Origin of the sequence: Saccharopolyspora erythraea NRRL 2338 (assembly GCF_000062885.1) — a bacterium.
GTDB classification, from domain to species: domain Bacteria; phylum Actinomycetota; class Actinomycetes; order Mycobacteriales; family Pseudonocardiaceae; genus Saccharopolyspora_D; species Saccharopolyspora_D erythraea.
Map to the genome: position 1 here is coordinate 5,545,468 of NC_009142.1, position 24,957 is coordinate 5,570,424.

Here is a 24,957-nt window from a genome sequence, read left to right on the forward strand (position 1 = left end):
CGAACACCAGCCCAGGACACGACCACAGCGCCCAGCTGATCGATGTTGTCTCGAATGGGTCCGGAGGGTTCACCGCGGAGACATCGCCCGGCCCACCGACGATCAGGTTCGAGCTACCACCGCTGCGCAGTCTTCTCTCGTCGTTTCGGACAAATCTGACGAGGAGATCACATGCTGCACCGCATCGCGGTAGCCGCAGCCGCTCTCGTGGTGTCGACGGTCGTAGGACCGGCCGCGACCGCGGAGACCGTCGCTCAGGCCACGGTGGCAAACATCGCGCACCGCGGAGCGTCCGCGTACGCACCCGAGAACACCTTGGCCGCGGTGCGGCTGGGCGTGGAGATGAAGGCAGATCTGGTCGAGATCGACGTCCAGCAGACTAAGGACCACCAGTTGGTCGTCATCCACGACACCACCCTGGCGCGTACTACGGACGTCGAGCAGAAGTTCCCCGCCCGCGCGCCGTGGCGGGTCTCGGACTTCACCCTCGACGAGGTCCGCACTCTCGACGGTGGTTCCTGGAAGGATCCCCGATACACAGGCGAGCTCGTCCCGACCCTGACCGAGGTGCTGGACGTGCTGGAACGCTCCCAGTCCGGGCTGCTGCTGGAGGCGAAGGCCCCCGAACTGTACCCGGGGATTGCCGAACGCATCGCCGACGAGCTCAAGCAGCGCCCGTGGTGGGTGCAACCCGACCCGACGGCGCGGCACCTGGTGGTGCAGAGCTTCAACTGGGACTTCATCCGCCATTTCCACGGCCTGCTGCCGCAGGTGCAGGTCGGCGTGCTCGGGGCTCCGACGGCGGAGCAGCTCGCGGACGTGGCCACGTATTCCAATCAGGTCAACCCGCATCACTCGGCGGCGACACCCGACTACATTGGCGCTGTTCATGCGCGGGGAATGCGGATCAACCCGTACACGGTCAACGATCCGGTCCTGATGCGCACGCTGATCGACCGCGGTGTGGACGGGATCATCAGCGATCGTCCTGACGTGCTGTACGAGGAGATCCACAACCTGGCTCCGCATCGTGCAGGCGCTTGATTCCGCCTGAGTCCGGGCAAGGTGGCTCGGTGCCCATCCCACTGCGGGGTGGGCACTGAGCCGTTATGGAACCTTGCCGCAAGCTTCCGGTGCGTTTGCGATCGCCGATGTCGTTCATCGCAACGGAAGTGGTGTCATCGCCAGATCGATTTGGCGCAGCGGCCAGGACCGGTCGATGGTGAGCCAGCCGTTCCTGGTCACTCGTCAGTCGTGCAGAGTTCACGGTTCCAGCACTGATCCGAGACCATGCGCCCTTCTAGATTGCCTGATGCCTGCGCACCCCCGCAGGTCATCATGTTCCAGCTCCTGGAAAGGGAGAACGTCGTGGAACGTCGGGATTTCCTCCGCGCCGCGGTGATCGGCAGCACCGTGGCGACCCTGGGATTCAGCGTCACCCGGGAATCCATCGCCTACCCCGCCAAGACCGGCCCCAGCCCCTATGGTGCTCTGCAGGCCGCTGATGCCAACGGCATCGAGCTGCCTGCGGGATTCGCCAGCCGCGTGATCGCTCGCTCCACCCAGCAGGTCGCCGGCACGGGATTCACCTGGCACAGCGCGCCCGACGGCGGCGCTTGCTTCGCCGACGGCACCGGGTGGATCTACGTGTCCAACGCCGAGATGGGCACCGGTGCCGGTGGCGTCAGCGCCATCCGGTTCGATGCCAACGCCACCATCACCGGCGCCTACTCCATCCTGTCCGGCACTACGCGCAACTGTTCCGGCGGCCCCACGCCGTGGAACACCTGGGTCTCCTGCGAGGAAACCGACTTCGGCTACAACTTCGAGACCGACCCGTGGGGTGCCAAGGCGCCCGTGCGGCGCGACGCAATGGGTCGTTTCAAGCACGAAGCGGTCGCCTGCGACCCCGATCGCAAGGTCATCTACCAGACCGAGGACACCACTGACGGCTGCTTCTACCGCTTCGTCCCCACCATCTGGGGCGATCTGTCGTCGGGCACCCTGCAGGTCCTCGTCGAGAGCGGAACCACGTTGTCCTGGGTCACGGTGCCAGACCCCGACGGCAGTTCCACACCCACTCGCGACCAGGTCGCGGGAGCCAAGATCTTCAACGGGGGCGAGGGCGCCTACTACCGCAACGGCATCTGCTACTTCACCACCAAGGGCGACAACCGAGTCTGGGCCTACGACGCCGCCGCCAACCAGCTGCACGTTGCCTACGACGACAATCTCACCAGCAACCCGCCGCTGACCGGTGTCGACAACATCACCGGCGCGGCCGTCGGCGACCTTTACGTCGCCGAAGACGGCGGCAACATGGAGATCTGCATCATCACCCCCGACGACGTCATCGCGCCGTTCCTGCGCGTCACCGGCCAGTCGGCCTCCGAACTGTGCGGCGTCGCGTTCAACCCCGCCGGCAACCGCCTGTACTTCTCCTCCCAGCGCGGCACCAGCGGTTCCAGCAGCGGCGGCATCACCTACGAAGTCGCAGGCCCCTTCCGCACCGCACTCTGACGACGCCTCGAAGATTACTGGATAAGAGCGCATAGCGGTGTGCTCCTATGAGAGCACGGTTCCTGGCGCTTTCAAGGTGGGTGGCGACCCGCCCCTGGGCTGAGGCCGGTCGGCACCCACTTTCTGCTCGGATTACCTTTCTGCTCGGATTACCGCATGTGTTGGGCATGTCGACACGCGAGCGGACCTCGCCCTGCTTACCGCCGGTGACTCCTTCGCGACCGTGGTCGGCTCTGTACAGCGCGCAGTCAGCAGTTGGTGACACGCCCAGGAGTTGCCGACTCGGATCGACAAGCCGGCAGGCGGGCGAACCAGTAATCGTCCATATCGGATAGTCGAAGGTTCTTTGCTGCGACAAGCAGCGGATGGACGCCCTCGGGCTCCCTGCGCAGCGAGCACCAAACACAGGGCATCCCAGGGGCGCTTGAATCCAGGCCACGACTTCCGCTGGCGTCTTACAACTCGTTTCAAAATAATGGGCGTGTCTGATAGCGATGGTTGATCGACTCGGTGCATGGTCATGGTGTGATCGAGGAGTTGGTGCCAGATCAGTTGTGGTCTCGGGTGCAGCCGTTGCTCCCGGCGCGTCCGCCTCGCCGGAGCCGGTACCCGGGCCGGTTGCCGGTCGACGATCGGGCCGCTCTGGCCGGGATCGTGTTCGTGCTCAAGACCGGGATCACCTGGCGGGAACTACCGCACGAGGTGGCGGGATGTTCCGGAGTGACGTGCTGGCGGCGGTTGCGGGACTGGAGCGAGGCCGGGGTGTTCAACGCGGTGCACGAGCTGCTGCTGGACCAGCTTCGGGCTTTGGATCGGCTCGACCTGAACACTGTGGTGGTCGACGGATCGCATGTGCGGGCGCTCAAAGGGGGGCGGCGACGGGCCCCTCGCCCGTCGATCGGGCTCGCACCGGCACCAAACACCATGTGATCACCGACGCCGGCGGTATCCCACTGGCAGTGACGGTCACCGGCGGCAACCGCCACGACAGCACCCAACTCATCCCGCTGGTCGAGGCTCTGCCCACGATCCGTGGTAAGCGCGGTCGGCCTTGGCAACGGCCTCGCTGGCTCTATGGCGACCGCGCCTACGACTACGAACATCACCGGAAAGCCCTGCGCGAACGAGGAATCATTCCGCGTATCGCACGCCGCAACACCGGACACGGCTCCGGTCTCGGTAAGGTCCGCCGGGTCGTGGAACGCACGTTTGCCTGGCTGCACCAGTACAAACGCCTCCGCACCCGCTACGAACGCCGCGCCGACATCCACCTCGGGCTCCTCCGGCTCGGATGCGTCCTGATCTGCTACCGCCAACTACCAACCTCATTCTGAAACGAGTTGTTAGTCGCGGGCGAGAGCGCGGACGGGTTCTCGCACCCGGTCGGGACTGCCGCAGTCCGCGGTGAGTTCGCGTTCTCGTATGCGCACGAACGCCCGACCGAGGTCGGTGCGGACTGGCTCGGGTACGCTTCGCGTGGCCTGGTGCAGGATCGCCTGTTCCTCCTCGTCGAGGTGGTGGGCGATTGTTTCTTCGAGGTGGTCGAGCCGAGCCCGCCAGTGGGCAGAGCCGACTTCGGGGCTCTCCAGCAGATCCAGTAGAGCCTGGTGCCCATCGAGGTGTTCTTCGGAGCCGTGTTCGATCACCGAATCGTCCAGATACCGGCGCAGCGCCGGGTACACCTCGCGCTCCTCGGCCACGGCGTGGGCGACCAGCAGGCCGGACAGCTCGCGCTGGTGCTCGGCGCGATCGCCCAGGCTGTCACGTAACTCGCGGAACAGCCTTTCGAACGTCCGATGATCGGCCAGGATGAGTTCGACAACATCGGTAACAGGCATCCGTTCATGCTCGACCAAGATATCCTGCAGCGCGAGGGGCAAACGGGCAGTATCTTCCGCTGAATGCGCTATGCTGACGAAAAGGAAGGGTATGAACTGAGGGTTCGCTTGCATAATTAAGGTTTGCCTTTCCTTGGTGCTTGTCGCTCGATAGGATTGAAATTCCGGAAGAATTGGCGCATACCGGTGCGCGGGTACTAGTTTCCGTCCATGACCAGCGTTGTGAAGAGGATCGAACCCCGCACTTCCCGTGCGCAGAACTTGCTGGAAGACCAGGTGGGCAACGAGTTCACCTCCTCGCAGCAGTACCTGGCGATGGCGGTGTGGTTCGACCAGCGTGACCTGCCTCGTCTGGCGGCCTACTTCTACAGTCGGGCGAGCGCGAAGCGCGATCACGCGATGAAGATCGTCCGGTACATGATGGACAACAACATCGCCGTAGAGATCCCGGCCGTGCCGACCGTCCGCAACGACTTCGGCGACCCGCGCGAGCTGGTCGCACTCGCCGTGGAACATGAGGCCGAGGTCACCGGGGAGTTCACCACCCTGTCGCAGACTGCGCGGGAGGAGGGCGACTACCTCGCCGAGCAGTTCCTGCTGTGGTTCCTGCACGAGCAGGTGGAGGCTGCCTCGCGCATGTCCAGCTTGCTCAACGTCATCGACCGCTCGCAGGGCAACATGTTCGACGTTGAGACGTTCCTCGCCAGGGAAGACCTCGCCAGGAGCTGAACCCACAAGGACGTCGGCATCGAATTTGACGATTGACTGCGGGGTCTGGTCCCGATTGCCCGGCCGGGACCAGCCCCGCAGTCAATCGCGCATATGCGATGTGGATTGGATCAGTGCCACCGCTTGGAAGGGTGTCCCGATAGGACGAGGAACTTTGCCTTGCGTAGGCGCCGTTGCGCAGGGCGGGCAAGGGGCGCCGGGCGAGTTGGCTTCGACGCCCTGCCGGGCTGCTGGGTTGGCGAAGGCTGTGATGGCGAGGTCAGCGTTGAGCTTGTCCAGTTCTTCGGCTCCGAGCATGCCGGTCGGCGTCCCGTTGACCTGCTGGGTGCCGACCAGTGAAGGTGAGACCTTCATACCGAGCTGTTCGATCTGCTTGACCGCGAAGTCCTGCGGGGGACCAGGGTGAACACCTGGCTAGGCGAAGTCCCATGGACAGGGAGAACGTCTTGCCGGCCTGCCTCGGGTAGCGTTGCGGACATCGGCGATCTTCGTCTTGGTCTCGCCGATAACCCGGTCTGCCTCGGTACTCTTGCCCAGCGCCGTGCACGACGCGGCGACGACCGTCTCCCTCAGCCACCAGCCGGAACCGGTGGCGGTGGGAAGCCCGATCCGCGGATGGCGCGTATTCGTGCTGGCGGGTTCTCCGCCCTGGGCGGCACGAGTAGGTGTAGTGCTAGCCGGAAAGCGTTTGACGTCTCGTGGCGTCTGGCGATCGGATGGTGCTCCATGAGCACAGGGCAGGTGCATCCCAGCTGGCACCCCATCGACGACGGTCTCGTACGGCGGCTGATCGCCGAGCAGTTCCCGCAGTGGGCGGGGCTGCCGGTGGAGCGCTATCCCTCCGGCGGCACGGTCAACGCCATGTATCGGCTGGGCGACGGCATGGTCGTGCGGCTGCCGCTGGTGAAAGGCGGAGCCGAAGACGTAGCGATGGAGCAGGAATGGCTGCCCCTCGTCGCGCCCCATCTACCCACGGCCATCCCGGAAGTGCTCGGAGCAGGCAGTCCCGCCGAGGGGTATCCGTGGCCCTGGTCGGTGTACCGGTGGCTGGCGGGGCAGAACCCCGAGACGGAGGCGCTGAGCGAGCCCGTGCTGCTGGCCAAGGATCTGGCCGAGTTCGTAGCGGCGATGCGGAGCATCACCCTGCCGGGCGCGCCGGAGGCCCACCGCGGTGGGCCGCTCGCCTCGCTCGATACGTCGACCCGGGCCGCCATCGAGGAATTGCGTGAGATCCCGCAGGAGGGCGTCGACTGCGATGCTGCGGCCGCCGTATGGGAGGAGGCGCTGCGTGTCCCGGGCTGGGACGGTCCGCCGGTGTGGCTGCACGCCGATCTGATGCCGGGCAATCTGCTGGTGGACAGTGGCAGGCTCACCTCGGTGATCGACTTCGGGTGTATGGGGGTGGGCGATCCGGCCTGCGATCTGTTCCCGGCGTGGAACCTGCTGCCAGCCGATGCACGGGAGGTGTTTCGGGAGGCGCTGGGCGTGGACGACGCGACCTGGACCCGCGGCAGGGCCCGGACGCTCTCGCAGGCGCTGGTCGCGCTGCCGTACTACCGGAAGACAAACCCGGCGATGGCGCACAACGCCCGGCACGTGATCCGCGTGGTGTTGGGAAAGGACTGAGTGGCGCTGATGCCGAGGGGCCGTCGCGTCCGCTTGGGGCCTGGCCAGTGGCGGCGTTGGCTGCTTTGATCTCTGCCGGAGACGGCCTTCCGGTAGCGGGGGCCTAAAATCCAACTACAGGCAAGATGATCTCCGGCGCTCGCCCGCCCGGTCTGCCCCGAAATCCAAGGGGCCTGTGGTGCCTCGTAAGCGATACGCCGACCGATCGGGTGGGCGCCACCGGCGCGGCCGGTGGCGGGGATGTGGCCTGATCGGAACCCGAGTGATCGCACTGTAGTTCTGCCCTCCGTCGCGGCCGGTCGTGCCGGGCCGGAAGGTCATCGAGCTGCGACACGTGCCCGCTGCTGTGCAGGATGCCGACGTTGTCGTGACGGTGGGAGACGACACTCCGAGATTCGTGTCGCGGCACGCTGGACCAGTTCGGGCGTCTGCTGGGCACTACGACGGTTCCGGCAACCACGGCCGGCCGCGACCAGCTCGTGTCTTGGGTGACTGGGTTCGGCGTGCTGTGCTGCTTCGGTTTGGAAGGCGCCGGCTCCTACGGCGTCGGCTTGGCCCGCCACCTGCGGACGCAGGGTCTGAAGGCTATTGAGGTCGTCCGGTCGAACCGGCAGACCCGCCGGCGTGCCGGCAAGACCGACGCGGTTGATGCCGAAATCGCCGCAACAGCTGAGCGGCCACAGCGACCGAAGGGGAGAGCGCGTGAGCGAGTGGAGTTTCGAGTCATCGCCGAGTGTCAGCACGTTCGGCCGCGGGGGCCAGGAAGAACGAGCGCCCCTTTGACGACGGCGAAAAACCGTTCCAAGCCTGGCACCACGGTGTGCACAGCGCTCACCTCGCCTGGCAGTACAGCCACGTGACGGCGGTAGGCGGTGAACCCTGCCGCGGCCAGACGGGCGAGAAGTTCGTCCAATTGCGCACGAGGGGCTTCGGGTGAGGGGCGGTCGAAGAACGCTGTGGTGTGCGCGCGTTGCAAGGCGTCGGTGAAGTCGAAGCGGGCGCAGCGGTGCAATGCCGGATAGGGCTTCAGCGGAGTCAGAGCAGTGGGCGGGGGCGCTGTATGGGGCAGTTGGGATTCGAGGAGCTCGGTGATCGCGGCGGTGACGGCGTCGCGTGTGGCGAGCGCGGCAGCTTGGCCGCGGCGATAGGGGGTTCCGTCACCGGGGGTGCAGTAGGCGAGGACGGTGGGGATATCCAGGTCGGTTGTGGCGTTGATGAGATGGACGGTGGCGTCGAGTTCACGCTGGGCCCGGGTATGAAGCAGGGCGAGGTCTTCCGGCAGGGTGTGCGGGTCGATGACGGTGGGCTGTCGACCCGACATGAAGGTGCGGACAGTCAGAAGTGAGCAAGCGTCACGTTCCACCGTCTCCAGTAAGGCATGAACAGTGGCCTCGTCCTGGGTAGGTGCGAGGCCATAACCGGACTGGACGGAGTAACGGGACAGCCCCTGGTAATCGGCGCGGTCGCCGACGCGGTCCCGGTAGACGTGTCCGTCCTGACCCGCATACCAGGGGGCACCCAGGTAGAGCGGGATTGTCGCGCCCTCTTGGCCGGCGTGAACTGCCTGGTATGCATAGCACGCGATTTCGCTGCCGGTGAGCTGCCTGAGCAGTGGCGCGCTCGCTTCTTCGGCCAGCACGCCGTCGGCGAGCTCTTCGGCGGCGATGAAACGCACGGCCGCACTGTCCAGGCTCGTCGGACCCGTGAGGAACCGCTCCAGTGCCTCGGCCAGTGCATAAAGGCGGGCTTCGGCCTGGTCTCGCCCCTTGCCGAGGCCACGGGCCCCCGAAGCGGGAGCTCCGGCCTCGTCGAGCAGATCACATTCCGCCAGCGATACGGGACCCGCCCACAGTCGCCAGCGCGGCCGCAGACCCAAGCTCAGGGCAGCCTGCTCGATGGCCGCGGTCGCCGGCTCCCCACCGCCGAGGGCCGGTGGGGAGCTTGACGGCGCCCCAGACGGCCAGAGCCGGCAAGCGCCGCCGAGCTCCCCACCGGACGGCACCGCTTACGCGTCCTCGGGTGCCAAGTTCGTCGTGTCCGTCTCCAACTCGGCGGCGAGCGCCGCCTCGGTGGCCGTCAGCAGCGTGCCTTCCGGCTGCTGCGCTACCGCCATATCGCTGACAGCAGAACCCATAACAGCATCCCTCCATGATTTCGGTGGGCATTTGAACGCGGCCGTGGATGCGCCGCCCGGCCACGGTAGGTACAAGATCCACAAGCGCACCACACCTGGGACGCAGACACACCTGATCGGAGCAATGGCATCCTGTCGGTGTTCTCGATGCCCACCGGGAACAGCGTCAGACCCGCCCCGTCGATCAACCGCTCCAACTCGCAAAGCCGCGCTCCCCGCCGGTGACGTGATCGTGGTCGAGCACCAGGTCACCAGCGTGACTCCCGCAGGCCCCACACCGACCGAGATCGTTGCGCACCGGCCACGACCAACACGCGGGCCGCCGGCTGGACTGTTCGGTGGCGGCATGATCGACCAGATGTCGCCAGCGGTCATGCTCAGGACCGAGTGCAGCGCGATCCCGTGCGCTGAGGTGGCATCTGAAGCCAGATGCGATGAACAGTCCCGCCGTCCACGAGCCTGCCCGCACGGTGCACCCGACTTGGTCGACTGGCCGCACTTCACGGCCCGACCCTGGCCGGCGTCTCCTGGCCGATCGCGTGGCGCCGCAATGCCTCGTGCTCCTCGTCGGTGAACACCGGCGCGACCACCCCGCCACAAGATCTCCTGATCAGGAAGCCTACCCAGCCAGCAGGTCACCGGAGCAGTTGCTGCCACAACGACTGGCCTGTGCGCTGACTCGCCCCTCCAAGGACGGTATCCACCGCCGCCTCGACGGCCTCGACGTCCAGCGCGGCACCTGGACCCCGAACGCAGACGAACTCACGGCACGACTCGCCGAAGCCGCCGCGGCGGTATGACTGCCAACGCCGCCGAACGGCGGCAGAAGAGGTGATCCTGGGCCCAGCTCCTCAGGTATGGCCGCGCTCTGCAGTCGGGGCGCGCACCGTGGTGTGGGCGGTCGCGCTGGCGACGGCGGCTCTGCGGGATATGCTCGACCTCGCCGCACCAGGCCTTTTCCGCCGAATGGCTTCGGACGGTCGCTCGATCGTCCGGGCTCACCTCCGGGCGGGTGGTCTGACGAACAGCGAGACAGGTTGATCCTTCACGCTGCACAGGCGTTCCGGCTGCTCGAAGGCGGTATGAAAGAAAAGTCGACGCACCTGGCCCGTCACCACCGGCTGCTCGCCACCCGCGCCCACCTGCTGGAGCTGCTGGGCGAACAGGAGGCCGCCGCACGCGCCTATCGCGAGGCCGCCCGCCGCACCACGAGCGCCCCCGAACGCCGCCACCTCACCGACTGCGCGCACCGTCTGGAGAGTCCAGCATGACCTGCGCCGCCACGGCGATTCCCGGCGCGCGGCGACGCTGGGCGGATCCACAAGACCCTGCACGTGCTGCGCTTGGTCGACGACACCGGCTACCGCCGGGACATCAGGGCCCAGGTCAACCTCCAGGAGGGCCGCCAGGCGCTGGCGCGGCGGATCTTCCACGGCCAGCGCGGCGAACTGCGCCGGCGCTACATTGAGCGCATCCCCTAATGAGCTGTGTGTGCCGCGACAGTGTGCTGGCCACGGAGGAGGAGACCGATGAGAAGCCGATACGAGCGTGCCCATGCAAAGGGGCGCGTGGGCACGCTCGCCTTCGGCAGGTAGTCGGCGGGCCGCGCCGCCATCGCGCGCAGGTGGATGACCGGCTCCAGCACCAGGGCGGCCACCGAGTCGGGTCCTTCGGCCGCGATACGGCCAGCGCACCGGAATTCTCGTGCGGCACGCCGAAAAAGGACTCCAGGCGGTCCGGCGGCCACATGTGCACGACCTCCGGCAGTCCCCGCCGGACCGGAGTCCCTGCGCGAGTTCGCCCGTCGATGCGGAGTGGGCCCTACGAGGCAGCGCCTCGGTAGAGGGCGACGCCGACAACGTCGCTGCGCTTGTGGGCGAGGTCGTTGACGACGCCCGTGCACTTGCCCGCGAGGGCGCCGTCGTGCGTATCGATGGCGGCGTGGTGGTGCATTGGGCACCCTTCATCGACCGTCGACCCCTGTGGCGGGTGACGGGTGGAATGTGAGGTTCGGGCCGGGGTCAGCAGGTGTCGCAGGCACGGCGGCGTTCGAGCAGGACGGTGTCGCGCCAGGTGCCGTGGTGGGCGGCGATGCGTTCGCGCAGGCCGACGGTGCGGAATCCGGCGGAGTAGTGCAGGGCGAGGCTCGCGCGGTTTTCGGGGAAGATCGAGGTCTGCAGCGTCCACAGGCCGTGGGTGTCGGCTTCGGTGACCTGCTTGTGCAGCAGGGTCTTGCCGACGCCGCGGCCGCGGAAGCCGTCGCCGACGTAGACGGAGGTATCGCCGACTCCGGCGTAGCAGTCGCGGTTGGACACCGGGGTGATGGCGGCCCAGCCGGCGACTTCACCGTCGACCTCGGCGACCCAGCGGTGTTCCGGGAGCCATCTGGCTTCCAGGGTGTTGCGGGCGGGGACTTCGGTGTCGAAGGTGGCGTTGCCGGTGGCGATGCCTTCGGCGTAGATGCGGCGCACCGCTGACCAATCCCTTGTTTCGAGGGGGCGGATGGTGACGTCGTCGGGCAGGTCGGTCGGGCAGCAGGGGCGGTCGAGCATGCCCATGACCGCCTCGGCGGCGTGCGGGAGTCCGGTGCAGCAGGCGGTGTTGACCGATACCCGGGTGGTGGTCCCCTCTTTCGACAGCACCACGAAGCCGACGTCGGCGAGCTTGCGCACGTGGTGCGAGCAGGTGGACTGGCTGATGCTCAGCTGTTCGGTCAACGCCCCCACCGTGGTCGAGCCCGCGGCGGCCACAGCATGCAGGAGCCGCACGCGCGTGGGTTCGGCCAGGCAGGAGAACCATTCCGCGTAGGTCGCCGCGGCCTCGGCCGGCAGCAGTCGCATGTCGGGCGTCTCGGGAGCCGTCGTCATGTCCCCAGTATCGATGCACATCGATGGTTGCGTCAATCGATGTACGTCGATAGATTCACCTCAGCTTCATCGAAGAGTATCGATGGAAAGGTAGAGGTCATGGACGAGATGCCGATCGTGATCGTGGGGGCAGGGCCAGTCGGACTGGCGGCGGCGGCGCACGTCGCCGAACGCGGCCTGGACCCGCTGGTGCTGGAAGCCGGCAGCCAGGCGGGCGCGTCGGTGCGCGAGTGGGGCCATGTCCGGCTGTTCTCGCAGTGGTCGGAGCTCATCGACCCTGCCGCCGCGCGTTTGCTGGACCAGCACGGGTGGCAGCGCCCGGACCCGGCGGGCTACCCCACCGGCGCGGACTGGGTCGCTGGATACCTGCAGCCCCTCGCCGCGGCACTCGGCGCACGGGTGCGGTTCAACGCCCGGGTGAGCGGTGTGGCGCGGCGCGGCCGGGACCGGGTGGTCGACGCCGGGCGCGAGGCCGAGCCGTTGACCGTGCACGTGGCCACCGCCGACGGCGATGAGCGGATCACCGCGCGGGCGGTCATCGACGCCTCCGGCACCTGGGGATCGCCGAACCCGCTGGGCGGTGACGGGCTGCCCGCGCTCGGCGAGCACGCGGCGTCGGAGCGGATCACCTACCGGGGCCCGGACCTGACCGATCCTCAGCAGCGGGCGCGGTATGCGGGTAAGCGCATCGCGATCGCCGGCAGCGGACACACCGCGCTGACCGCCCTGGTGAGCCTGGCGCGGCTGGCCGAGACCGAACCCGGCACCGAGATCGTGTGGATCCTGCGGCGCGGCACGGCGGGGACGGTCTTCGGCGGCGGCGAAGCCGACCAACTGCCCGCGCGCGGCGCGCTCGGCCAGCGGGCCAAGCAGGCCGCCGAGGCCGGATACGTGCGCACGGTGACCGGGTTCCGCACCGCCTCGGTCGAGACCGACGGGGACGACCGGCTGGTGCTGACCTCGTTCGAGGGCACCAAGACCGAACCGGTCGACGAGATCGTGGTGGCCACCGGGTTCCGCCCCGAGCTGTCCTGGCTCTCGGAGATCCGCCTCGGCCTGGACCCGGTGCTGCAAGCACCGGTCGAGCTGGCGCCGTTGATCGACCCCAACGTGCACTCCTGCGGCACCGTCTACCCGCACGGCGCAAAGGAGTTGGCCCACCCCGAGCCAGGGGTGTTCCTGGCAGGGATGAAGAGCTACGGCCGCGCGCCGACGTTCCTGGCGATGACCGGCTACGAGCAGGTCCGCAGCCTGGCCGCCGCCCTCGCCGGAGACACCGAGGCCGCCGAACGCGTCGAGCTCGTGCTGCCCGAGACCGGCGTGTGCGGCGGCGCCGGGCTGTTCGACGAACCCGAAGCCGACCAGGGTGGCGGCTGCTGCAGCTCCCCACAGGCCGAGCTCGTCGACCTGAGTGCTCCGGCGTCCCGCGAGCGCTGATGCCCGAGGATGGCTGCATGACCGACACCGCTGTCTCCGCGCCCGTGACCCCGCAGGCGCGGCGGCAGTGGGCGTTGACCGCCCTGTGCATCACCGAGATCACCAGCTGGGGCGTGCTCTACTACGCCTTCCCCGTCCTCGCGCCGAGCATCAGTCTCGACACCGGGTGGTCGCTGCCCGCGGTGACGGGGGCGTTCTCGGTCAGCCAGATCGTCGCCGCCGTCGCGGGCATCGCCGTCGGGCGGTGGCTGGACCGCCGCGGGCCCCGCGCGGTGATGACCGCCGGGTCCGTCCTGGCCGTGCCCACGGTCATCGGGATCGCCTACGCCCCGACCTACGAGCTGTTCCTGCTCGCCTGGGCGGTCGCCGGCTTGGCGATGGCCGCCACGTTCTATCCGCCCGCGTTCGCCGCGCTCACCCGCTGGTACGGGCCCGACCGCGTTCGCGCCCTCACCGCGCTCACGCTCGTGGCCGGGCTGGCCAGCACCGTGTTCGCGCCGCTGACCGCGATGCTGAACCAGCACCTGGACTGGCGTGCCACCTACCTCGTGCTCGCCGTGGTGGTCGGTGTCGTCACGATCCCGCTGCACGCCAGCCTCACCCTGCCCTGGCCCCAGGATGGTCATCATGACCACGTCTCGGGCCCCGGTGTCGCGGCCGTGATCGCCCGCAGCCGCGCGTTCCTGGCACTGCTGGCGACCATGGCCATCGGCGGCTTCGGCGTCTACGCGGTCGTGATCAACCAGGTCCCGCTGCTGACCGAACGCGGACTCGACACCCACCTGGCCGCCTGGGCCCTCGGGCTCGGCGGTCTGGGCCAGGTCCTCGGACGCCTGGGCTACGCGCCCCTGCAACGCCACACCAGTCCCCGCGGCCGCACCGCGATCATCCTCGCGGCCTGCGCTGCGACCACCGTGCTGCTCGGACTCATCCCCAGCCCACCGCTGCTGCTGGTGGCCGCCGCGGTGCTGGTGGGCATGACCCGTGGCGTGTTCACACTGCTGCAGGCCACCGCCGTGTCCGACCGGTGGGGCACCGCCGCCTACGGACGCCTGTCCGGGCTGCTGTCCGCGCCACTCATGCTCGCCATCGCCCTCGCGCCCTGGGGCGGCGCCGCACTGGCACAAGCCCTGGGCGGCTACCCGGCGCTGTTCGTCGTGTTGGGCGTGATGACGGCGGCAGGGGCGCTGCTGGCCCTGGCCACCCGCCCTCGTGCGGGTCAGCCGGCTTCGCGCTGCTGAAGCTGGTCGGCGATCTCGGCCACCGCCGCCTTGGCCGTGCCGACGAGTGTGGCCGAGCCCAGCCCGTCCAGTCCCCGTAGCCGAGCAGGCGCAGGCGCGGCTCGCTCGCCGAGCGGGTCTGTTCGATGGCCACCACACCCTCGCGCCGGTCCAACCCGAGCGGTGCGAGGTGCTCAAGCCGGGGGCTGAAGCCGGTGCACCAGCGTGGTGCCGTCTTCCCAGGCGACACCGTGTTCGATGATCCGGTCGAACATCGGATCGGCCCGCAGCACGCCGCGGTCCCGGGCCTCGCGCACGCTGGGCACCATCACGATGTCGCCCTGGGCTCGGGGCCCGCCGGTGTCGGGGATCCCGGCGCGGCGGGCGGCTTCGCGTCGGGTGGCCAGCACCCGGCCATCGACGTCATCGGGCATGAACCGCGGTGAGCGCCGTGTCACCCACGTCATGTCCGTGACGGTGGACAGCTCGGCGAGGGTCTGCGAGCTCGGTGGCGATTCCCCGCCGGAGTGTGACCGGTGACTCGCCGTACGCCGGGCCTTCGACTTTCTCCATGGTCAACAGGCCCTCAACCGTCAGCTCCTCCAGCTGCGGCAGGAACGCCGGGACAGCTCGGGGGCGTCGACGATCATGATCGCCACCGGAAGCTCCTCGCTCAGTGACAATCGCGCGGCGGCGCCGAGACCGCCACCGACCGCGACCACGGCCACCACCGGCACCTCGCCGCGCGCCAGCCATGCCTTGAGGAGAGGGGAGCGAACGGCGGCTCTGGTCCCGCTGTGGGTCGGTGGGTGGCGCTGGCGGCTTGCTTGTGCTTGACGGGCTCGACGACCATGAGGCGCCGCCAAGTGAACGGCAATGAGTATGGCGGTGGGCGACTACGACACCGTGGCGGCGTGGGGCCGGGGCGCATGACCATCGAACCATCGCGACGATCGCCCGCCGTGGTGGTCTGGCCTCCGGCCGCGCCGACGAGGTGCGTCGGCGCTGACCCGTAGCGGACCCGTGCTCGCCACCGTCCGCGAGGCCCCCGCGACGCGATGGTGATGCACTTGGCGGGCTGACCCGGTGCCACAATCCGCAGCGAGGTGAACGGAGCAGGCGCCCGCGTGCAGCCGGGGGCGTCAGCGGGGACGGTCGACTCGGTGGGCGCCGACGGGGTTGGTGGTGCGGGCGGTGGCCAGCTGATCCAGCAGCACGGCCAGGTGGTGCTGGGCTTGGCGTGCGGTGGCGGTGTCGTTGCGGGCGCGGGCGAGGTTGCGGGCCTGGTAGGTGTGCAGGATTTCGACCATCAACGCGACCCGCACCTCACGGGGGTTCAGGGGCGGTTGCTCGGTCACCACGGTCTCCTTACCCATCGTCCATGTGCGCGTGTGCTGAGCGTGACCCAGCGACCCGGGGGCGGCCAGGGCCGTTCGGCCTCCCGCTCTCGGGTGCGTGTACTGGGGGCGGCCGTAGGTGTAACCGAGCGTGCTCACCGGCGAGGAGGGCTTCGTTGTGCTCGAGATCCTGCTGAGGCTGATGCTTTCGATCCCAAGATCTCGGGTTTGGCCCGACTCGGTGCTGTCTTGCACCTGACCTGGGTAGACGGGACTTTCATCGCCGATGTTGTGCGGTTCGCACGAGCCACGCACACCGCAGCCCCGGAAGCAGCGGCGCCCCGCTCACGACGGTCAGGTGGATACGAGGCGCCGCTGCCGGCGAACGCGTGACGTGGCCCGTCCGCGCGTTCGCTCTGCGGAAGGTCGCGGTCTGGCCTGTAGCGGGCACGATAGGACTGACCTCATTGCGCGCGCGTTGGCAAGCGTTTACCGCGAGCGCCCGAGATTTCCGGCGCTCGGGTTGTCGCTCTCGCTGTCTGCGGCTCGGTGATGGGGGCCGGTGCACTCACCGCACAGCGAGCGTGCCACGCAGGTGTGCCCGGTGCCGGTCACCGCCAGTGCACGCTGCGCAGTGGGCTTGCCACAGCGCAGACATGGTTCGGTGTGGTCGGCGACGTGAGTGGTGACCAGGCGTGAGCGGGCCGCGGTGTCAGTCATGACTCCCACCCCTCGCAGGGTCGGGAGCGTCGTCCAGGGCCGTCTCCACGCTGGAATGCTGGGCCAGGTGTGCCAGCCCGGCCACCCGCAGGGCGCGCAGGACCTCTGGGTGGTCGGCCACCAAGTACAGGCGCTGGCCGTGAGTACTGGCGTGCAGGTGGGCCTGGCCGAGCACGTCCAGGCCCGGGATCCCGAGGAAGGTGAGGCCCTGCAGGTCCACCACGATCGCCCGTATGGCGGTCAACAGGCGGGACCGCAGGACCTCGGCGAAGCGCGCGACGTTCGTGGCATCGAGCTGGCCGCGAGCGGTGAGCACAACCGTGTGCGGTCGGTAGTGGTCCACGTGGAGGCTCAACCGGCCGGCCCGCTCGGCCACGTCCAGGGTATCGATGTCTCCGGCTTGCTCGGGTGAGGTGGTCATGATCTCGTTCTCCTCACTCGCCCACCCCGAGGAGGAACAGCCGAAGCTCTGAGCTCGTCCGGGGTCCGATCCCGGTCACCCGGTGGGAGCAGAACAGTCGGCACCGCACCTCGCTCGGCGTGGTGATCCGTGGCTGCTTGCTCAACCAACCACCACTCTAACGCCGTACACCCCAGCACACCGCAGCGCACACGCTTGCGCACGGCGATCTCACACGGGCGTCCCGAGTCGGGCGTGGTGCTCTGGGGTGGTTCAGGACCGGCCGTGTCCGGGAAAGCCAGAGTGGGTGTCTTCCGCGTCCGGACGCGGAGGAGACCAAGGCCCCGCCGGTTCGGCTCTGAGCTGGCGGGGCCGCTTGCAGGGCGATTGGAGTCCTGGACTGGGCCTGGGGTCACGGGTAGGGGCGGAAGACGATCGAGGACTCATTCGAGGCCGGTGTCCGTGCCTAGCCCCATCCAGGACGCTCAGGTGCTTCCACATCCGCGACCTCGGCGGGATCACCCTGCACCGGCTCGGCTCCCGTCGCGAGGCGTGCAGCGTGTCCCGACGCGGGCAAGCTGCTGACCGGCTCGCTGCGGGCGACCTGTTCTTCGCCCACGAAGGCACCGTGCGACGGCGTCACCACGAGCAGCAGAGCCTGTCGCTGGCGACCAACGCCATCTTGACACCGGGCCGCAGGCGATCTCGCGATGACGCCCCTGCGCTCAAGGAATCAGGTAGATCATCGCGAAGAGGCCGATCCAGACTATGTCCACGAAGTGCCAGTAGTAGGACACGACTATCGCGGCAATGGCCTGCGCTGGGGAGAACTTGCTCAGCAGTGTCCGCACGAGCAGGAACACGAAGGCGACCAGGCCACCGATGACGTGCAGACCGTGGAAGCCCGTGGTCATGTAGAAGACGGTCCCGAAAGCCGACGAGGCGATCGTCGTCGCGTGCCCGTAGATCAACGAGTAGTACTCGCCTGCCTGGCCCAGCACGAACACCGTCCCCATGATCAACGTGAGGACGTACCACCGTCTCAACCCGTAGACATCTCCGCGCTCGGCGGCGAACACCCCGTACTGGCAGGCAAACGACGAGCTCACCAAGATCACTGTGAAGGGGACCGCGTAGGGGAGGTTCAGCTCCGAGGGCGGCGGTGGCCACGGCCCCGCGGTCTGGGCCTTGACGCTGAGGAACATGCCGAACAGGCCCGCGAAGAACATCAGTTCGCTCGCCAGCCACACGATGGTGCCCACACTGACCATGTTCGGACGGTTCAGCGAATGCACCCTGGGACCCATCGGAGCTGATGGCACCGCAGACATGCGGCAAGTATGCGACCGGTACGGCGAACAGGAGCCTCGAGCACCCGTGGGCACGGAGCGGGTTGTCGGGCACGTCCAGGCGTGAGCGAGAAGCCCCCATGGCAGTCACGCGCCACGTTGTCAACGGCGGGCGAATGTGGACCCGGCTGGGGCGGCTGAAATTGGACCCACCTCTGGGTTGTTGATGTTTAGTCGTTGGTGTTGGTGGCCGCGGGCACGCGGCCGAGGTCTTGGCGGTCTTTGAGGCGGTAGCTGTCTCCTTTCAGTGAGATGACTTCGGCGTGGTGGACGAGGCGGTCGATCATGGCGGCGGCGACGACGTCGTCGCCGAAGACCTCGCCCCAGCGGCCGAAGGGTTTGTTGCTGGTGACGATGAGGCTGGCTCTCTCGTAGCGGGAGGAGACCAGCTGGAAGAACAGGTTCGCGGCTTCGGCTTCGAACGGGATGTAGCCGACCTCGCGATGATCAGTAGCGGGATCCGGCCGAGTTTGACCAGTTCCTGCTGGAGTCGTCCGGCGTGGCTGGCCTCGGCGAGCCGGGCTACCCACCCGGCGGCGGTGGCAAACGAGACGCGGTGTCCGGCCTGGCAGGCCCGGATCCCGAGTCCGATCGACAGGTGGGTCTTGCCGGTGCCGGGAGGCCCGAGGAAGACCACGTTTTCCTTGCCCGCGATGAAGTCCAGTGTTCCGAGATGTGTGATCGTGTCGCGTTTGAGGGAGCGTTGGTGATCGAAATCGAACTCCTCCAGCGACTTCCTGCTCGGGAACCGGGCGGTGCGGATGCGGCCCTCGCCGCCGTGGGACTCGCGGGCGGCGACCTCGCGTTGCAGGCAGGCGGCCAGGAACTCCTCGTGGGACCAGTCCTCGGCCCGGGCCCGTTCGGCCAGCCGTTCGACCGCTGCGGCCAGCGACGGTGCCTTCAACGCCCGGGCGAGGTAGGCGATCTCGGCAGCCACGTTGCGACTACTGGTGGTGGGTTTGCCGGGCATCACGCCACCCCCTGGTCATCGGTGGTGTCGGTGTCGAGGCCGAGTGCGCGGTCGTAGTCGGCGAGCTCGCGGTGCTCGACGGGTGTGTCGACCGGGCGCAGGCTGGCCCGGCGGGCTTGCTGGCGCAGCCTGGCTGCGGCGGTGGCGTGGTCGGGGTCGGTGATGCTCTGGTGCGCCGCCCAGCACCGCTGATGCCGGGCGACCAGGCCGCCACCTTGGCAGGACACTTCCACGTGCTCTAGATCGCCGGTGATCTCGACGCGGTGACCGATCGCCGACGGGTGCACCGAGTAGTCGTTGGCGCCCAACCGCACGTAGTGATCACGCGGCAGCCGGATACTCGCGCGCCATCCGGTCACTGGGGCCACCGGCGGCAAGGCCAGCATGGCTTGCCGGTCGTGCTCCCACCGGTCGGCCGGCCGACACCCGAGGATGCGGTGGTGACGTTGGTTGGCCCGAACCAGCCAGTCGGCCAGCTGGGTGTTGAAATCAGCCGGTGAGGTGAACCGGCGGCCGGGCAGAAACGAGGTCTCCAGATAGCCGTTGGCCCGTTCCACCAGCCCTTTGGCCTCCGGGTCACCGAGGCGGCATTGGATCACCGCGATCCCGAGCGTCCCGCGGAAGGCGTTCATCGCTTCGGTCAGCACCGGCCGACCGGCCTTGCGGAACCCGACCGCGGACTCGTTGTCCCACACCAGCGTCTTGGGCACCCGCCCCCAGCCCGACAGCAGCGCCCAGTGCCCGGCCAGCAGATCCGGGCCTTGGCGGGACGGGAGCATGCGCGCGGTGATCACACGGGAATACCCCGCATACCGGCGCGGGTTCCGGCGGAAGCGCCTTGACCTCGACCTTGCTTGAGCTTTTACGGTGGCGCCAAGTTCGATCGAATCTGGGATGTGGTGTGACGATGCGCGTGATCCGGGTGCGTGAGTTCGGTGGGCCCGAGGTGCTGGTGCCCGAGGAAGTTCCCGATCCGGTCGCTGGTCCGGGGCAGGTCGTGGTGGGGTTGGCCGTCGCTGATGTCATCTACCTCGACACGTTGTTGCGTGGTGGGTGGGGTGGAGAGTTCTTTCCCACCGAGCTTCCGTATGTGCCTGGCGGAGGTGGTGCGGGCCGGGTGCTGTCTGTGGGCGAGGGGGTCGATCCGGCCTGGGTCGGGCGCCACGTCCTCGTCCGGGGGTCCGGTGGGTACGCGGAGCGTGTCGTCGCCGGCATGGAGGAAGTCGTGGAGGTGCCCGACGGGGTGGACTCCACTCAGGCGGCGGCCATGCTGCACGACGGGGTCACGGCTCTGAAGCTCGCGCGGGAGGGAAAGATCGCCACGGGCGAGTGGGTGCTGGTCGCGGCGGCGACCGGTGGCGCGGGCTCGCTGCTGGTGCAACTGGCGCGCAACGCCGGCGCGCGGGTGGTCGCGGCAGCGCGAGGCGAGCGCAAGCTGGCGCTGGCTCGCGAGTTGGGCGCGGAGGTCGTGGTCGACTACTCGGAAGACGGTTGGCAGCACCGGGTCCGCGACGCTGTGGGCGGCGCGGGGGTCGACCTGGCATTCGACGGCGCGGGAGGAGAACTCGGCAAGGCGGTGTTCGACACGGTGGCCGAGGGCGGACGGTTCGTCACCTACGGCACCTCCAACGGCGGGTTCGCCGACATCGATGCGCGGGTGGCCGAGCAGCGTCAGGTCACGGTCACCAACTCCTTGGAAGCCGGTCCCCCCGACCAGACCACCGTGCGAGAACTGCTCACCGAGGCGCTCACGCTGACCGCCGAGCGTCGAATCCGCGCGGTCATCGGCGCGACCTACCCACTGGCACGAGCCAGGGATGCCCACACATCACTTGCCGAACGCGCCACGCTCGGCAAGTCGCTCCTCCTCGTCTGAGCGCGTCGCCCCGCACAGCCAGCCGCAGATCCACCATCACCGGCACGGTCGGGTCCCGCTCCACGCGGATGCTCTCCCGTGCCGGATCGGAACGACCCGACCCCGCGCTGCGTAGACAGCGGGCCTGCATCCGACTTGGCTACGGCGTCGAGAGCAGGCTGGTGTCGATCGTCGCGACGACGGGCAGGTGGTCCGCCGGTGGCGTCGTCAATGTTTCAGCGGCACCGGCCCGCCTCCCAACGGGGGGCGGGCCGGAGCCTTGATGCTGTTGAGCTTTCCGCTGGGTCCGTCACGCCGGTTCGATGGGCAGCCACAGCTCGCAGGTCGCGGTGCTGAAGTCATCCGCGCGGTCGAGGACCGCAACGATCGAGGGCCCCGGCCGCAGACGCCACGGGTTGGAGGGAAACCACTCGGTCGCGGTCGCAGCCCAGGCCTCCTGTAGGGTCTGAGGATGCGGTCCGGCGGTGTGGAAGACCGCCCACCTACCGGCCGGCACCTCGATCGCGTCGAGGTCCCCGGGGGCCGGGGTGGCCTGGGAGACAGCGACCCCGTGCAGGTAGGTCAGTTCGCTGCCCTCGGTGCCGTCGGGGTCGAGGTCGTCGCAGACTTGCAGCAGGCCGCCCGGCTCGGTGTCCCCGAGGGCCTTCAGCCGCGCATGTTCCTCCTGCGCCAGTGCGGCGATGTGCCGTTGGATGTGCGGGTTTATGCCCCGGTGGATCAGCGGAACCCGGGCTGCGTGTCCGACGAGCCGGAAGGCGGGGCGCTCGACGATGCGGGTGTCCATGGGAATGCTCCCTTCGACGGTCAGGCGGAACCTGATCTGCGGTTGTGTGCGAAGGGGGCCTCCGTCCCGGCGGACGTCGCTGGGGCGGGCGCCGTGGACTGCCCGGAACGCCCGCCCGAACGCCTCCGTCGAACCGTATCCGTACCGGACGGCGATGCTGAGCAGATCGTCCTCGTCCCGGACGAGGTCGGCGGCGGCGACGGTCATGCGGCGTCGGCGCACGTATTCCGACAACGGCATGCCGGCCAACGACGAGAACATCCGGCGCAGGTGGTACTCGGTCGTGCCGAGCGACCTGGCGGCTGCGTCGACGTCGAACTCCTCTGCGAGATGTTCCTCGACAAGATCAACGAGCCGGTTCAGCGCCGAGATCATCAGGGCTCCCTTCGACATCAACCCTGGCCGAAGCCAGCCCTGCCGTGCCCGACCATTGCGGTCCGATCCGATCATCCGATCCCGCCGTTGGACTGACGCGCGCTGATGGCCGCCGACGACCTTCGTCGACTGAGTACCAGCGGCGATCGCCAAGGCACGCGAGATCGCCGGAAACAATCGTCACGATCGCCAGCGACAACGTCACCCACCAGGCACTCGATCTCGGCCTGGGGGACGAGGTATGCGCCAGCCTCGTCCCGGCGCTGTTCGGCGAGGGCGATCGTGGTGTCCCGCTCGTAGCCTGATGAGAATCCGCGAGTTGTCAGGCATCGGTCGCGCGGTTGCCCGTGCACGGCAGGCCCGGCATCGCACTACCGTCCGGACGGGCGCAACGCGATCGCGATCGCGAGCGCAGCGGCAGCGCCGATCGAGCCGAGCGCTCGCAGGTGGTTCCACCAGAGCCACTGAGTGGAAAGGTCACCCCATCTCGCGACCGCGCCGCTGCTGAACGGGGTGAGCGCATCGATCGCGTCGTTGATCGGAACGCTGCACACCCCGGTGATCACGATCGCCGCGAGCAGATAGACCACGGCACCGCCGAGCATCCACCAGCCCGAAGCCGTGCTCCACCTCATGAATCCTCGGATGATCACCACCACGCACAGCATGGCGGTACCGAGCAGCACCAACATGAACGGCGCGGTGACCGCGGCGCGATTGAACGCCTGCATGGCAGGGATCGCCACAGCGGCCGGTAGTTCATGCAAACCGGGCATGATGACGGCGGAGAACGCGAAGAACACCCCCGCGTTGACGCCGGCGCCCACGCCGGCAACCACCGTCATCCAACGACCCAGCTCACCCATCCCGTGCTCTGGTTGCATGAACAGCACCCCGACACTGTCACGGCCCAGTACCGTCGGCCCCACCGGGCCGATGTTCTCAGAGGCAAGAGCGTTGGTGCTCATCATCGCAGTGCCCACGGCAGGCTGCCGCACGACGCCACGACTGATCTGCCCGAACGAGTTTCCGGCACGGCCGGGACACCCAGATCGCTCATGCTGCAACGCCCGCACGCCGTCGTCGAACTGTTCGGCCCCGGGGGTCGCTGCGCTACGACACCGCCGACATCGACCACCAGCAGTGCTGGCCCGTGCTGCGCCGGCAGTCCGCCTCGGCAGTCCGCAGCGGCAGGTCCGCGAGCCTCAACGCGCCGGGCTGCGGTTGCAGGAGTTGCTCGAACTCGCCACGGCAGGGTGGTCGTGACCCGGCGCAATCGCTGAGCGATTCCCGCCGTTGCGGCCCACGCAGCGGTCCATCAGACACCGATCACATCCACTCGGGCGAAGCCTTCCGCTGTCGAGGGCGGGGCCAAGAGCCTGCGAGTCGCCGCCACCGCCTTCTCGGGAACTCGGGCGCGCCCCTGCCGCTCGGCGTTGCGGGCGAGACACGTCTCCAGCGGCACATCGAAGTACATGGCGCGGACCGGGACGCCGTACTCCCGGGCCAGCTCGACCAGCGGTGCGCGATCGGCCGTGGACGGGTTCGTGTTGTCGACGACGATGCTGCGTCCTTCCGACAACAGCTCCCGCACCACGCGCTGCTGTCGCTGCTCACGGTGGCGCGCGTTGGGCCAGTGGTCCTTGCTGACGACCGCATGTGTGCGGGCCAGGTGCCGTTCGACCCGGGTCGTTTTCCCGCACCCCTGCGGTCCGACCATGACGACGAGCTCAGGCATCGCGAACCAACCGTGCTCGGCTTCCCTCAGGAGCATTGTCCGCTGGACAGGACCCGTCCGACGAGTCGGCGACTCGGCGAGCGTTGACCGCACGGCGGCGTTACGTTGGGCGCTGGTCACCTGGGTTCGCCGCGGGCGAGGTCCGCCGCGTAAACCACGTGGAGGAGACGGTGGAACTTGACGAGGTGAAGGCGGAGACCGCGCGCCTGTCGCACTGGGCTCACATCGCCACCGTCGGGCGTGACGGCAAACCCGACGTCGTGCCCGTCTGGCCGGCGTGGCAGGAGGACACGCTGTGGATCTCGACCGGCAGCAACTCCGTGAAAGTCCGCAACATCGACCACAACCCGAACGTCGCCCTGCACTGGCAGGTCGACGAGAGCGGTGACGGCGTCGAGATCTGGGGCACGGCGACCGTGCACACCGACATCGACACCAAGCGACGGCTCTGGACCGGTGTGTTCAGCTACAACCTCGACGACTTCGCACCCGGTGGCCCCGAGTCGCCGGAGGCCTGCTTCGTGGCCGTGCGGCCCGAACGCGCGCTCGCGCTCAAGCACTACGGAATGGCGGGCCGCGCGACCTGGCGGGTATAGCCGGTGACGCATGAGGCAGCGGCGCCCTCGAACCCGGCATCCCACCGCCGCGCGAGACCGAAGCTGTCGACCTCATCGAGACATTGCGGTCCAGCGTCGAGCGCGCCCGAACTCCCCGCGGCGGCAGGTCCCAATGCCCACCACTGACCCCTACCGCGAGCGCCGTGCCCGGCTGCTGGCCCTGCGCGACGAGGTAGCGCTGGCGCTGGACAACGACCCTGATCCCGAGCACGCCGACCAGCTCCGAAGCCGCCTGCAGGACCTCGACGGCGTACTGCGGCGTCTGAGCGAGCATCTCCGGGAGCCGGATTCGGTACCGCCCGGATACACCTGACCGGCCGTCAACCTCCACGATGTCTCGCCACCCGTGCGGGCTGCACCGCGTCGTGCACCTGAACGCGGGCGGAGGGCGACTGCTGATGCTCACACCTCGGTCGGGAG

Annotated in this window: 25 protein-coding genes and 3 pseudogenes; 13 read left to right on the plus strand and 15 right to left on the minus strand. The window is 68.5% G+C overall.

Annotated features, from left to right (window positions below; all coding sequences use genetic code 11):
* Nucleotides 1–171 precede the first annotated feature (171 nt).
* The 3 genes from SACE_RS24070 (at nucleotide 172) to SACE_RS36785 (ending at nucleotide 3,854) form a co-directional block, all read left to right on the plus strand.
* Nucleotides 172–1,044, plus strand: coding sequence for a glycerophosphodiester phosphodiesterase (locus SACE_RS24070; protein WP_009950711.1), 873 nt, complete (start codon nucleotides 172–174; stop codon nucleotides 1,042–1,044).
* A 324-nt stretch (nucleotides 1,045–1,368) separates the two neighbouring features.
* Nucleotides 1,369–2,520: an alkaline phosphatase PhoX gene (locus SACE_RS24075; protein ID WP_011874538.1), complete on the plus strand. Its 1,152-nt coding sequence runs from the start codon at nucleotides 1,369–1,371 to the stop codon at nucleotides 2,518–2,520.
* A 525-nt stretch (nucleotides 2,521–3,045) separates the two neighbouring features.
* Nucleotides 3,046–3,854, plus strand: a protein-coding gene (locus tag SACE_RS36785; RefSeq protein WP_085982275.1) for an IS5 family transposase whose coding sequence is annotated in 2 segments (ribosomal slippage) — nucleotides 3,046–3,385 and nucleotides 3,385–3,854 — 810 coding nt in all. Because the reading frame shifts where the segments join, the coding sequence is not laid out codon by codon here.
* A 9-nt stretch (nucleotides 3,855–3,863) separates the two neighbouring features.
* Here the strand turns inward: SACE_RS36785 and SACE_RS36790 are convergent.
* Nucleotides 3,864–4,400 carry a hemerythrin domain-containing protein gene (locus SACE_RS36790; protein WP_231849750.1) on the minus strand — a complete coding sequence of 179 codons (537 nt, stop codon included), beginning with the start codon at nucleotides 4,398–4,400 and terminating at the stop codon, nucleotides 3,864–3,866.
* 168 nt (nucleotides 4,401–4,568) lie between these two features.
* Between SACE_RS36790 and SACE_RS24095 the strand changes: the two genes are divergently transcribed.
* Complete coding sequence (locus tag SACE_RS24095; RefSeq protein WP_011874540.1) at nucleotides 4,569–5,087, plus strand: ferritin; 519 nt, start codon at nucleotides 4,569–4,571, stop codon at nucleotides 5,085–5,087.
* Nucleotides 5,088–5,168: 81 nt separating this feature from the next.
* Here the strand turns inward: SACE_RS24095 and SACE_RS37895 are convergent, their stop codons facing one another.
* Nucleotides 5,169–5,441 carry a hypothetical protein gene (locus tag SACE_RS37895; protein ID WP_143538206.1) on the minus strand — a complete coding sequence of 91 codons (273 nt, stop codon included), beginning with the start codon at nucleotides 5,439–5,441 and terminating at the stop codon, nucleotides 5,169–5,171.
* 372 nt (nucleotides 5,442–5,813) lie between these two features.
* On the opposite strand from SACE_RS37895, the gene SACE_RS24100 reads away from it, so the two are divergent.
* On the plus strand, nucleotides 5,814–6,713 hold the full coding sequence (locus SACE_RS24100) for an aminoglycoside phosphotransferase family protein (RefSeq protein WP_011874541.1): 900 nt from the start codon (nucleotides 5,814–5,816) through the stop codon (nucleotides 6,711–6,713).
* 410 nt (nucleotides 6,714–7,123) lie between these two features.
* Nucleotides 7,124–7,387: pseudogene (locus SACE_RS40275) on the plus strand (IS110 family transposase); the annotation flags it as partial.
* Between the two features lie 62 nt (nucleotides 7,388–7,449).
* On the opposite strand, the gene SACE_RS24105 reads toward SACE_RS40275, so the two are convergent.
* Nucleotides 7,450–8,589 (minus strand): YcaO-like family protein, encoded by a 1,140-nt coding sequence (locus SACE_RS24105; protein WP_011874542.1) that lies wholly within the window; start codon nucleotides 8,587–8,589, stop codon nucleotides 7,450–7,452.
* Nucleotides 8,590–8,718: 129 nt separating this feature from the next.
* The gene (locus SACE_RS39830) at nucleotides 8,719–8,847 is read right to left on the minus strand and encodes a hypothetical protein (protein ID WP_009951066.1); all 129 of its coding nucleotides are present in this window, start codon (nucleotides 8,845–8,847) and stop codon (nucleotides 8,719–8,721) included.
* A 1,082-nt stretch (nucleotides 8,848–9,929) separates the two neighbouring features.
* Here SACE_RS39830 and SACE_RS24110 point away from each other — a divergent pair.
* Together SACE_RS24110 and SACE_RS36795 are read left to right on the plus strand one after the other, a co-directional pair.
* Nucleotides 9,930–10,118 (plus strand): hypothetical protein, encoded by a 189-nt coding sequence (locus SACE_RS24110; protein ID WP_021341895.1) that lies wholly within the window; start codon nucleotides 9,930–9,932, stop codon nucleotides 10,116–10,118.
* Between the two features lie 39 nt (nucleotides 10,119–10,157).
* Nucleotides 10,158–10,328, plus strand: a pseudogene (locus SACE_RS36795) (Tn3 family transposase); the annotation flags it as partial.
* A 540-nt stretch (nucleotides 10,329–10,868) separates the two neighbouring features.
* Here SACE_RS36795 and SACE_RS24120 read toward each other — a convergent pair.
* Nucleotides 10,869–11,714: a helix-turn-helix domain-containing GNAT family N-acetyltransferase gene (locus tag SACE_RS24120; RefSeq protein ID WP_009951059.1), complete on the minus strand. Its 846-nt coding sequence runs from the start codon at nucleotides 11,712–11,714 to the stop codon at nucleotides 10,869–10,871.
* A gap of 99 nt (nucleotides 11,715–11,813) precedes the next feature.
* Here SACE_RS24120 and SACE_RS24125 point away from each other — a divergent pair, with 99 nt between their 5' ends.
* Nucleotides 11,814–13,151: an FAD-dependent oxidoreductase gene (locus SACE_RS24125; protein ID WP_009951058.1), complete on the plus strand. Its 1,338-nt coding sequence runs from the start codon at nucleotides 11,814–11,816 to the stop codon at nucleotides 13,149–13,151.
* A 17-nt stretch (nucleotides 13,152–13,168) separates the two neighbouring features.
* Nucleotides 13,169–14,392, plus strand: coding sequence for an MFS transporter (locus SACE_RS24130; RefSeq protein WP_009951057.1), 1,224 nt, complete (start codon nucleotides 13,169–13,171; stop codon nucleotides 14,390–14,392).
* 173 nt (nucleotides 14,393–14,565) lie between these two features.
* Here SACE_RS24130 and SACE_RS38580 read toward each other — a convergent pair whose 3' ends face one another.
* The 7 genes and pseudogenes from SACE_RS38580 to SACE_RS24160 all read right to left on the minus strand — a co-directional run bounded on the left by SACE_RS38580 (nucleotide 14,566) and on the right by SACE_RS24160 (nucleotide 19,941).
* Nucleotides 14,566–14,838, minus strand: a complete 273-nt coding sequence (locus SACE_RS38580) for a hypothetical protein (RefSeq protein ID WP_009951055.1) — start codon at nucleotides 14,836–14,838, stop codon at nucleotides 14,566–14,568.
* A gap of 126 nt (nucleotides 14,839–14,964) precedes the next feature.
* Nucleotides 14,965–15,099, minus strand: a complete 135-nt coding sequence (locus SACE_RS39835) for a hypothetical protein (RefSeq protein WP_011874546.1) — start codon at nucleotides 15,097–15,099, stop codon at nucleotides 14,965–14,967.
* A gap of 414 nt (nucleotides 15,100–15,513) precedes the next feature.
* Nucleotides 15,514–15,729: a hypothetical protein gene (locus SACE_RS24140; protein WP_009951052.1), complete on the minus strand. Its 216-nt coding sequence runs from the start codon at nucleotides 15,727–15,729 to the stop codon at nucleotides 15,514–15,516.
* Nucleotides 15,730–16,420: 691 nt separating this feature from the next.
* Nucleotides 16,421–16,849 carry an STAS domain-containing protein gene (locus SACE_RS24145; RefSeq protein ID WP_009951051.1) on the minus strand — a complete coding sequence of 143 codons (429 nt, stop codon included), beginning with the start codon at nucleotides 16,847–16,849 and terminating at the stop codon, nucleotides 16,421–16,423.
* A 704-nt stretch (nucleotides 16,850–17,553) separates the two neighbouring features.
* Nucleotides 17,554–18,159: an aa3-type cytochrome oxidase subunit III gene (gene ctaE, locus SACE_RS24150; protein WP_170108600.1), complete on the minus strand. Its 606-nt coding sequence runs from the start codon at nucleotides 18,157–18,159 to the stop codon at nucleotides 17,554–17,556.
* 188 nt (nucleotides 18,160–18,347) lie between these two features.
* A pseudogene (gene istB / locus SACE_RS24155) lies at nucleotides 18,348–19,147 on the minus strand (IS21-like element helper ATPase IstB).
* Nucleotides 19,147–19,941, minus strand: a complete 795-nt coding sequence (locus SACE_RS24160; protein ID WP_011874550.1) for a Mu transposase domain-containing protein — start codon at nucleotides 19,939–19,941, stop codon at nucleotides 19,147–19,149. The pseudogene istB and the gene SACE_RS24160 overlap by 1 nt, the downstream one beginning before the upstream one ends.
* A gap of 44 nt (nucleotides 19,942–19,985) precedes the next feature.
* On the opposite strand from SACE_RS24160, the gene SACE_RS24165 reads away from it, so the two are divergent.
* Nucleotides 19,986–21,023, plus strand: a complete 1,038-nt coding sequence (locus SACE_RS24165) for a zinc-binding dehydrogenase (RefSeq protein WP_331386493.1) — start codon at nucleotides 19,986–19,988, stop codon at nucleotides 21,021–21,023.
* 289 nt (nucleotides 21,024–21,312) lie between these two features.
* On the opposite strand, the gene SACE_RS24170 is transcribed toward SACE_RS24165, so the two are convergent.
* From SACE_RS24170 to SACE_RS24180, 3 genes are all read right to left on the minus strand, one after another.
* Nucleotides 21,313–22,182: an AraC family transcriptional regulator gene (locus SACE_RS24170; protein ID WP_009951429.1), complete on the minus strand. Its 870-nt coding sequence runs from the start codon at nucleotides 22,180–22,182 to the stop codon at nucleotides 21,313–21,315.
* 371 nt (nucleotides 22,183–22,553) lie between these two features.
* Complete coding sequence (locus SACE_RS24175; RefSeq protein WP_198139947.1) at nucleotides 22,554–23,150, minus strand: anthrone oxygenase family protein; 597 nt, start codon at nucleotides 23,148–23,150, stop codon at nucleotides 22,554–22,556.
* Between the two features lie 350 nt (nucleotides 23,151–23,500).
* Nucleotides 23,501–23,920 (minus strand): ATP-binding protein, encoded by a 420-nt coding sequence (locus SACE_RS24180; protein ID WP_011874552.1) that lies wholly within the window; start codon nucleotides 23,918–23,920, stop codon nucleotides 23,501–23,503.
* Nucleotides 23,921–24,090: 170 nt separating this feature from the next.
* On the opposite strand from SACE_RS24180, the gene SACE_RS24185 reads away from it, so the two are divergent.
* On the plus strand, nucleotides 24,091–24,516 hold the full coding sequence (locus SACE_RS24185; protein WP_231849751.1) for a pyridoxamine 5'-phosphate oxidase family protein: 426 nt from the start codon (nucleotides 24,091–24,093) through the stop codon (nucleotides 24,514–24,516).
* A 133-nt stretch (nucleotides 24,517–24,649) separates the two neighbouring features.
* Nucleotides 24,650–24,850, plus strand: coding sequence for a hypothetical protein (locus SACE_RS24190; RefSeq protein WP_009951424.1), 201 nt, complete (start codon nucleotides 24,650–24,652; stop codon nucleotides 24,848–24,850).
* Nucleotides 24,851–24,957 lie beyond the last annotated feature (107 nt).